Annotated in this window: 10 protein-coding genes; all 10 read left to right on the top strand. The window is 56.1% G+C overall.

Annotated elements, in window-relative coordinates; genetic code table 11:
- Window positions 1-248 (top strand): 23S rRNA (adenine(2503)-C(2))-methyltransferase RlmN (locus JW937_02880; GenBank protein MBN1586355.1); only part of this gene is annotated, 248 nt, incomplete at its 5' end.
- Between the two features lie 127 nt (window positions 249-375).
- The gene (locus JW937_02875) at window positions 376-1,749 is read left to right on the top strand and encodes a DUF4912 domain-containing protein (GenBank protein MBN1586354.1); all 1,374 of its coding nucleotides are present in this window, start codon (window positions 376-378) and stop codon (window positions 1,747-1,749) included.
- 3 nt (window positions 1,750-1,752) lie between these two features.
- Entirely contained in the window at window positions 1,753-3,348 is a 1,596-nt protein-coding gene (locus JW937_02870) for a DUF1957 domain-containing protein (GenBank protein MBN1586353.1), read from the top strand.
- Window positions 3,349-3,374: 26 nt separating this feature from the next.
- The gene (locus tag JW937_02865; GenBank protein ID MBN1586352.1) at window positions 3,375-4,016 is read left to right on the top strand and encodes an NAD(P)H-hydrate epimerase; all 642 of its coding nucleotides are present in this window, start codon (window positions 3,375-3,377) and stop codon (window positions 4,014-4,016) included.
- Window positions 4,013-5,113, top strand: coding sequence for a hypothetical protein (locus tag JW937_02860; GenBank protein MBN1586351.1), 1,101 nt, complete (start codon window positions 4,013-4,015; stop codon window positions 5,111-5,113). Before JW937_02865 ends, JW937_02860 begins: the two co-directional genes overlap by 4 nt.
- A 190-nt stretch (window positions 5,114-5,303) precedes the next feature.
- Complete coding sequence (locus JW937_02855) at window positions 5,304-5,741, top strand: Rrf2 family transcriptional regulator (GenBank protein ID MBN1586350.1); 438 nt, start codon at window positions 5,304-5,306, stop codon at window positions 5,739-5,741.
- Window positions 5,742-5,751: 10 nt separating this feature from the next.
- On the top strand, window positions 5,752-6,921 hold the full coding sequence (sat, locus tag JW937_02850) for a sulfate adenylyltransferase (GenBank protein ID MBN1586349.1): 1,170 nt from the start codon (window positions 5,752-5,754) through the stop codon (window positions 6,919-6,921).
- Window positions 6,922-6,945: 24 nt separating this feature from the next.
- Window positions 6,946-7,917: an anion permease gene (locus JW937_02845; GenBank protein MBN1586348.1), complete on the top strand. Its 972-nt coding sequence runs from the start codon at window positions 6,946-6,948 to the stop codon at window positions 7,915-7,917.
- A 30-nt stretch (window positions 7,918-7,947) separates the two neighbouring features.
- On the top strand, window positions 7,948-8,181 hold the full coding sequence (locus tag JW937_02840) for a sulfurtransferase TusA family protein (protein MBN1586347.1): 234 nt from the start codon (window positions 7,948-7,950) through the stop codon (window positions 8,179-8,181).
- A partial coding sequence (locus tag JW937_02835; protein ID MBN1586346.1) for a glutamate-1-semialdehyde 2,1-aminomutase occupies window positions 8,151-9,247 on the top strand: 1,097 nt, incomplete at its 3' end. The genes JW937_02840 and JW937_02835, both read left to right, overlap by 31 nt.

Genomic DNA, 9,247 nt, shown 5'->3' with positions numbered 1-9,247 from the left:
GGGTCAATGACTCGGTCAAGGAGGCCACGGAATTGGGGAGATTGGCGGCCGGTTTGGGGGCCCGCGTGAATCTGATCGCGATGAATCCGGTTCAGGAGAGCCGCTACGGCGCGCCTGGAGAGGGGGTGGTTCTCGAATTCCAGGAGCGGGTTAGGAAGCAGGGGGCGATTGTGAACCTGCGCCGTCCCCGGGGGACTGAGGTTACGGCGGCCTGCGGCCAACTGCGCTTAACCCGAACGGCCGGCTGAGGATTTTCCCGGTTCATTCTTCTAAAGTTGTCATTATGATGAAGATTATGGAGTGACAAGAAGGATTTCGTAAAATATAATTTACCGGGGAGTTACACTGTTAATGAAACGGACCAAGGGGGCAGGAATGGCAAAGCGTACAACCGCGCGTGCCACTATGAAGAAAACCGTGACCGGAGCGAAACAGCGTGCTTCGCGATTAAGCATGGCCATGGACAAGAAAGGGCTGGAGCAAAAGACTCGGGTTGATTTGTTGGCAATCGCGACCCAGGCAGGTGTTGTGGGCCGTTCTAAGATGACCAAGGCTCAGCTCGTGGATGCGCTCCTCAAGAATTCGCATTCTTCCAAGCCTCAGACGAGCACTGCCCCTGCGCTCAAGACATCGACTCAGGCTGCCAAGTCCAAGGCAAGCACGACCCGCACGGTCAGTCGTAGCGTCTCTGCCAAGAAGACGACGACAAAGGGGGGAGTAGTGAAAAAGTCCAAGGCTTCTTCAAAGCCAAAACCCGCAGTCAAACCCCGGCCCGCAGTCAACGAGCGTCCCGAACCCAAGCAATCGGTTGAGTCCGTAACGCCCCCTCGAGAGGTTTCTCAGCGCTCTCAAGAACCTCCGCTGATTTCTACGGCCTACTTGATGGGCCAGATTCCATCCGAGGCGATCGGCAGTTCCCCGAGGACTGATCTCAGTGATTGGGAAAGCCTGCCCCCGCGCTACGGGGATCATCGGATTGTATTGATGGTGAGAGACCCTTGGTGGCTTTACACCTATTGGGAGGTTCGTCCCGAAGAACGTGAACAGTTGGTTTCCAAGATGCTTAGCCAGGGGGATCCTCCCCGGTCTTCGGTCTTGCGCATCTATGACGTGACCGGTGTGAATTTCACTGGTTCCAATGCGAATCGTTATTTTGATCTTCACGTGGATGAATCCGCTGAGAATTGGTATGTGGATGTGGGCGAGCCGGGCCGTTCTTTTTTGGTTGAGTTGGGACTCTTGGGCGTGAACGGGGGGTTTTATCCGCTCGTGCGCTCCAACCGGGTCTCCACACCCAGCTTCGGGCCTTCGGATAAGGTGGATGAGGAGTGGATGTGTTTAGAGGAAGACTACTGGAGATTGTTGGGTGCTGCCGGCGGTTTTCCCAGGGCCAATTCCTCGATGGAACTGCAACAGCTCCTTCGTGAAAGACTGCAGGAGATTTTGAGTTCGGAGTCTTTGTTTAGTGAGATGCCCTCCGGCCGTCCGGTAGGCATAAGGGTCGATCGCCGAAGGCAGTTTTCGTTTTGGGTCAAAGCAGAGTGGATTCTCTATGGAGGTACGGAGCCGGATGCCGAGGTCCTGGTGAACGGCGAAAGAGTGCCGCTGCGCAGTGACGGTACCTTTACCTTCCGTTTTGCTTTGCCTGAAGGAGAACATCGTGTGCCTGTGACGGCCACGTCCTCGGACCGAGTGGAAACCCGTGGTGTGACCTGCCAGGTCGATCACCAAATGAAGGATCGTTTCTAAGAGATGAGATCAGAACCCACCGGCTATTTATCCTTGGTCTTGCATGCGCATCTGCCCTATGTGCGCCATCCTGAACACGAGCATTTTCTCGAAGAGGACTGGCTTTACGAAGCCATTACAGAGACCTATATCCCGTTGCTTTGGGTGATGGAGCGTTTGTGTCATGACGGAATTGATTACCGTTTGACCATGTCGTTGACGCCCACCTTGATCTCCATGCTCAAAGACGACTTGTTGCAGCAGCGTTATGTGCGGCATATTGAACGCTTGATTGAGCTGGCGCGATTGGAGACCGAGCGCACGCGTTTTGAGCCCACCTTCCAGCGCTTGGCGCACATGTACTTGCATCGCTTTGAGCGTGCCCGTCAAACCTATGTGGAGCAATATGGTTGTGATTTGGTTGAAGGCTTCCGCAGGCAGCAAGATTCAGGAAAGCTGGAGATCATCACTTGCGCCGCCACACATGGGTATTTGCCCAATATGCTCCAGCGTGCTTCCGTACGCGCCCAAATCAGTACGGGTGTGCAGGTCTATGAGTCTGCTTTAGGACGCGCGCCGCGCGGGATTTGGTTGCCGGAGTGCGGATACAATCCCGGCGATGAAGAGGTTCTGAAAGAGTTTGGTATTCGCTACTTCTTTACCGACACCCACGGGATCATGTTCGGATCGCCGCGGCCCAAGTACGGGGTGTATGCGCCTTACTATACGCGTTCCGGAGTCGCAGCTTTTGGCCGGGATACCGAGTCTTCCAAGAGCGTGTGGAGCGCGCGTGAGGGTTATCCCGGAGATTTCTATTACCGGGATTTTTACCGGGATGTGGGCTTTGACTTGGATTATGAGTATGTGAGCCCCTACTTTAACGGAGCTGGAGACCGGCATAACTTGGGTATCAAGTACTACCGTATCACGGGTCCCACGGTGCACAAGGAACCCTATGATTCTGTGGCTGCAATCAGCAGGGCCGCGGAACATGCCGGTAACTTTATGTACAATCGCCAACAGCAGATGAGCTATTTGCGCGGCCTCATGGACCGGCCGCCCATTGTCGTGGCGCCTTATGACGCCGAGCTCTTTGGGCACTGGTGGTATGAAGGCCCGGATTGGATCGACTTTCTATTCCGCAAGATGGCCTGTGACCAGAAAGAGGTCCAGTTGATCACGCCCAGCGAATACCTGGAACGTTACCCTAAGAACCAAGTGATGCAGCCCTCCATGTCGAGTTGGGGCTATAAAGGCTATCACGAGGTTTGGTTGGAGGGTTCCAATGATTATATTTACCGGCATCTGCATAAGGCTGTAGAGCGTATGGTGGAAGTGGCGCAAGAATTTCCCGAAGCCAGCGGCGTACGCGAGAGGGCTTTGAACCAAATGGTTCGGGAGCTCCTGTTGGCGCAGTCCAGTGACTGGGCCTTTATCCTCAAGACCGGCACGCATACGGATTATGCCAACGGACGTGTTGAACAGCATATCGGGCGATTCAATCGTCTTTACAGTCAAGTGCGCGACAATGCCATCGACGAAAACGCCCTCACCGAAGTAGAGTCCCGGGACAATCTCTTTCCCAAAGCGGATTACCGCCTCTACGCATGCGCAGGCTAGAATACTCTCCTGTTAGTGCCCGCAAGATGCAGGAATTGGATCAGCGGGCTGTTCATGAATTCAAAATTCCCAGTTTACTCCTAATGGAGAATGCCGGGCGTGCTGTGGCTGAGGAAGCGGCGAAACTCCTGAAGCCGATGCCGCGCCGGTGTGTCTGTATTGTTTGCGGCAAAGGCAATAACGGCGCAGACGGGATGGTAGCTGCCCGCCATCTTGCGAATGCCGGTGTGCGCGTGTACATTCTCGTGGCTGCGGCGCCGGGCAGATTCCGGGGAGACGCCCGTGTGCAATGGCGCATTGTGCAGGCCATGGGGTTATCTGCGGAACGCATTGGACTGCGCGGAAACTTCAATGCCTTGGAGCGGAGACTGGAACAGTGTGACCTGGTAGTGGATGCGCTGCTAGGCACGGGAATAAGCGGGCGCTTGAAGCCTCCCTATCTTGAGATCATCGAGAGAGTGAATTCGTCCCGCAAGCCGGTCCTGGCCGTGGATGTGCCTTCAGGTTTGGATGCGACTACGGGCAAGTTGATGGGACCGTGTGTGCGGGCCCGGCGCACAGTGACCTTTGCGTGTCCCAAAACGGGTTTGCTCAAGGGCGAGGGCCCTAAGCACAGTGGAAAGATTGTGGTAGCCGGGATTTCAATACCTGCAGAGATATTGCCGTGAAACACACGAAAAGCTTTGAAATGGGTATCAGGCACCAGAGGCCGTCACTGCGATCCGCCACGGTTCATGGCGGAGAAGCAAACTTTGCGCAGCACGACGGGTGCCTGACACCCGCTCAACCGGTACATTCGGGTTTGAAGAATTGGACATTGTTGCTCACGGCGCTCACCTTTGTGATGCTGACTCTTACACCTCCCGCCCGCGCCCAACTCAGCGGTTTCGGAACTTCCGAAGAACAACGCACGAATCTTATCAGCAAAGAGCTTCGGGCCATTGGGAGCGAGCAAGCGGGGGAGGCCCGGGAGGAGGCGGAGCGTTCGGTCTACTTGAGGCCGACCTCCGGAGTCTTGGAGGCCGGGGTGCCGGACGATGGCACAGGGGGGAAGTCTCCGCGTGAAAGCTCTCTCTTTGCTCCCCTGAAAGCGCGAGCCCAGAGCATGGAGGAGGCGGCTCTGGAAGAAGCTGCCTTGGAACAGAGGCTCGAAGGGGCGCTTATTGTCGAACCTTCCCCCGAAGAGCTGGAACGTCTGAACCAGGCCATTCAGGACGGCGCCCTCAATGAGATGGATTATGTGCAGCGCCAAATCGATATCACAGCCAATTCCGCCGTTGGTTTGGACGGGGCGCAGATCAAGCTCGCGACCATGATGGCCCATATGGCCCTGCAGCAGGAGGCCGAAGGCAAGACCGCCGAAGAGCTGGACGATGCGTGGAGGGGACGCAGCATTGCTCTTCTGGAACAAATCATCGATATGTATTCACTCAAGATCAAACCCCGGATCCGGGAGAACAAGATCGGGGATGAGAAACTGGATGACCTTTTGGGTCAATACTTGACCGGGGTGCGGGTTGTGTTATCCCAGGAGTATGAGGCGGCCAAGCTGTTGGAAGACCGCTATGTGGAGGGCCAGGTTTCCCTCCAGGATTATATCAAGGGCCGGATGCTGCTCAGGCATGAGCTGGCCCAGAGGCTTGCCGGCTTGCGCGGGGATATGCGCGAGCGTCTTAAGGACCTTGTGGGAGGGACTGAAGACTGGATCGAGCGCGGCGAGCGGGAGTACGGAGACAAGTTTTTGCAGTTCATCGAGAATTTTTGAACAATTCATCAGGGACAGGTCTCGGTTACCCCATGTGATAAGTTGAGTTACGTGAGAACCGTCCCCCCCTCATGCACTGGGCGCGATCGCTTGACAGCGTTCTTCATGTGCGCTAGAGTAATCAAAATTTTGTTGATCAACATTGTAGAGTTTGAGTATTTTGCTGCAATTTACTGCACTGGAGGCAATTTTGAAGCTATCCGCCAAAGCCCGTTATGCGTGTAAAGCCATTTATGAGTTAGCTGCGGCGTATCCCTCGCGCGGGATCACACGCCTTGCAGAGCTTTCCCAAAATCAGGATATTCCGCTCAAGTATCTGGTCCAAATCCTGGGCCAGCTTCGCAGGGCGGGTCTGGTGGAAAGTCGTCGCGGGGCTGCGGGCGGGTATTCTCTGATGCGCACCCCTGCCCAGATCAGTTTGGGGGAAGTGCTCACTGCGGTGGAAGGACCGCTTCTGGGTGAAACCGAGTTGAGGAGTTCTGCTGAGAAGGGGACAATCCCGGGCAGGTCTGCTGCCGTGGAGCGCGCCTTGGGCCGGCTGAAGGAAGAGGTCCATACGGCCGCCTACGGGATCAGCTTTGAAGAAATTGTTCAAGACTCCGTTGAGTCGCTTACTTACCAAATCTAGGAGATAGACTATGCGTCAGATTGAAGCCCATGGCGGCGAATTGGTGAATCGTCTTGTGGAGGGTATGCTCCGTCAAGAGTTGGCTGACAAAGCGAGCAGCCTTTTTCAGGTCTCTTTGAGCCCGCGCGAGATCTGTGATTTGGAGCAGATTGCGATCGGGGCTTTTAGCCCCATCAAGGGTTTCATGAATAAGGAGGACTATCACTCTGTCATCGACAACAAGCGTTTGGCCGACGGCACCGTGTGGACCTTGCCTGTGACTCTTTCTGTAGAAAAAGAAATCGCCTCGCGCGTTAAGGTAGGCCAGCAGGTGGCTCTGCGTGATCCGCAGCAGGAGCGTGTGTTGGCTGTGCTGACCGTGGAGGAGATTTTTCCGCAGGATCGCCAGAAGGAGGCCATGCAGGTTTACGGCACGGACAGCGCGGAGCACCCGGGTGTGCTTAAGGTGTTGGAAATGCCGGGCACCTTGCTGGCCGGCCCTGTGGAGGTTCTGGAATTACCCAAGTACGCCCAGTTTGGCGAGTATCGTTTGGCTCCCTTCCAGACTCGCCAGCTTTTTGCGGACCGGGGTTGGAAGCAGGTGGTGGGTTTTCAAACCCGCAATCCCATTCACCGGGCCCACGAGTATCTCACCAAATGTGCCTTAGAGTCCTGCGACGGTCTTTTGATTCATCCGCTGGTAGGCGAAACCAAGTCGGACGACATTCCGGCAGATGTGCGGATGCGTTGCTATGAAGTCCTCATTGAAAATTACTACCCCAAGGATCGCGTTGTGCTGTCCATTTGGAACGCAGCCATGCGCTATGCGGGTCCGCGTGAGGCAGTCTTCCATGCCTTGGTGCGCAAGAATTACGGCTGCAGCCATTTCATTGTGGGAAGAGACCATGCCGGAGTGGGTAGCTTTTACGGCTCCTTTGACGCACACTATATCTTTGATGAATTCGAACCCGAAGAACTGGGAATCCGGCCTCTCCTGTTTGATCACACCTTCTTTTGCAAGCGCACGGGAGGAATGGCCTCCTTCAAAACCAGTCCTGCTCCGGAGGACCGTATCATGCTGAGCGGTACCAAGGTGAGAGAGTTGCTTTCAAACGGTGAAATACCACCGCCTGAATTCACGCGGCCGGAGGTGGCCAAGGTATTGATCGACGCTTACTCCCAGCCCCGGTACGAGATATAGTCCGGATGCTGTAAGGAGTTTCCCGTGACACTCTTCTTGATCGCCGTTTCTTTTGTCTTGGCGATGAATATCGGTGCCAACAACTCGGCCGCCTCCATGGGGGCTGCTTATGGCGCGGGTGTTCGCTCTCTCAAGAATTCTTTGTGGCTGGTTGCGGTCTTTGCCGTCCTGGGCGCGGTGTTGGCCGGCGGGCGAGTCATTGACACCCTGGGCAGCAAGCTCATTTCCCCTGAAGTCTTCCACAACCATCTCTCCGCCGTCGTTGTTGTCCTTCTGGTGGCGACCACGGCCGTAATTGCAGCTAATTGGCTGCGCGTTCCCGTAGCTACGACTCACGCGATTGTTTGTGCTGAAGTGGCTGCAGGAGTTTTCTACGGTGCCCTCAATGTCCCCAAGTTCTTGGTGATTCTTGCCTGGTGGATTCTGACCCCCCTTTTTGCTCTGGGGTTGTCCTTTGTTTTGGGCTATTTGTGGTACTTCAAGATTCTGCACTTGGTATCGGAGTTGCGTGACGAGAAGAAGATTCGCGGTACGCTCGGGGGCCTTGTGACTCTGGCCGGTTGCTATGTGGCATTTTCAGCCGGCTCCAATAATGCGGCGAATTCCGTGGGACCTTTGGTCGGGGCAGGTTACCTGCTTTCCGGGCCCGCGGCCTTGTTGGCTGCTGCAGGGATGGGCCTGGGCGCGATTTTCTTCGGGGACCGGGTGATGGAAACCGTGGGTAAGGGGATCACGGAGCTCGGTGTGGCCCGCGCTATCATGATTCAGTTGATCTGCGCTACCATCGTGTTGACTGCTTCGGGCTTTGGCATTCCCGTGTCTTTGGGAGAGGTGGTGACAGCCTGTATTATTGGGCTGAGCTGTGCGCGCTCGGGATTTCGTAAGACCGCGCAGAACGATCATGTGGTGCGCATCGCCGTGACTTGGATTGTGATTCCGTTGCTGGCTTTGATTCTTGCTTATGCATTGTTATGGATTCTCAAGATTTGTTTCTGAACAAGGAGCTAGGAGTCGATGAAAGACAGAATTCCTTTTGACAAGGAAATTAATTTGCGGGGGACAGTGTGTCCGTATAACTTTGTGAAATCCAAGCTGGCCTTGGAAGAAATCGATATCGGTCAGATCCTGCGGGTCATTATTGATTTTCCTTCAGCGGCTGAGGATGTGCCCAGGGGAATGGAATATGAAGGCCAAGAGGTTCTTTGCGTCAATTCAATCAGTAAAAGAGAATGGGAAATTTTGATCCGGAGGAAGAAGTGAAGCGGGTTTCCTCGAAACGTAATCAGAACTGGTGGCATCGCGCCCAGAAGATCATTCCCGGTGGAGTCAATTCACCGGTGCGGGGTTTCGGGGCTGTGGGCGGAGTCCCGGTGTTTATGCGCAGGGGGGAGGGGCCCTTTGTGTGGGACGAGTCCGGGCGCAAGTACATTGATTTTGTCGGTTCCTGGGGCCCTCTGATTTTGGGGCACGCCTACGGGCCTGTCGTGCGCGCCATCCAAGAGGCCGCAGCCCGGGGGACGAGTTTTGGAACGCCGACGGCCAATGAAGTTCGATTCGCCGAACTGATCCAGGAGCGCATGCCTTCCATGCAGCAGGTGCGCTTGGTCAATTCCGGAACAGAAGCGGCGCTTAGCGCCCTGCGTTTGGCCCGGGCCCACACGGGACGCACGTTGATTCTCAAGTTTGAAGGTTGCTATCACGGCCACGTGGACCAGCTGCTGATTGCCGCAGGTTCAGGCGCCACCACCTTGGGTGTGCCCTCGAGTGCCGGGGTTCCGGACCTTGTGGCCCAACAGACCGTGCTGGCGCCCTACAACGACCTCCAGGAGGTCATTGGCGCCGTCAAGAAATACCCCGGTCAAATTGCCGCCCTTATCGTGGAACCTGTGGCCGGGAATATGGGGGTGATCCCTCCGGAGCCCGGTTTTCTCCAGGGCCTGCGCAAGCTCTGCAGCGCGGAGGGGATTGTCTTGATTTTTGATGAGGTGATGACCGGTTTTCGGGTCTCGGCAGGTGGTGCCCAGGAGCTCTATGGAGTCCGGCCGGATCTAAGTTGTTTGGGCAAGATTATCGGCGGGGGCTTGCCCGTGGGGGCCTATGGCGGCCGGCGGGCAATCATGAAGCATTTGGCCCCGCTGGGACCCGCCTACCAGGCCGGGACCTTGTCCGGGAATCCGGTGACTGTGGCTGCGGGCCTGGCGGCCCTCAAAAACCTCAGACCTGCGGTTTACCGCAGCCTTGAGCTCCGGGCGGCTGAGTTATGCCAGGGCCTGGTGAGGGCAGCCAAAGAGGCCGGGGTTGAGTTGCAAGTGCCCCGGGTCGGCTC

The sequence above is a fragment of the Candidatus Omnitrophota bacterium genome, assembly GCA_016929445.1.
Taxonomy (GTDB): domain Bacteria; phylum Omnitrophota; class Gorgyraeia; order JAFGIU01; family JAFGIU01; genus JAFGIU01.
This window is presented reverse-complemented; position numbering and strand designations above follow the sequence as displayed.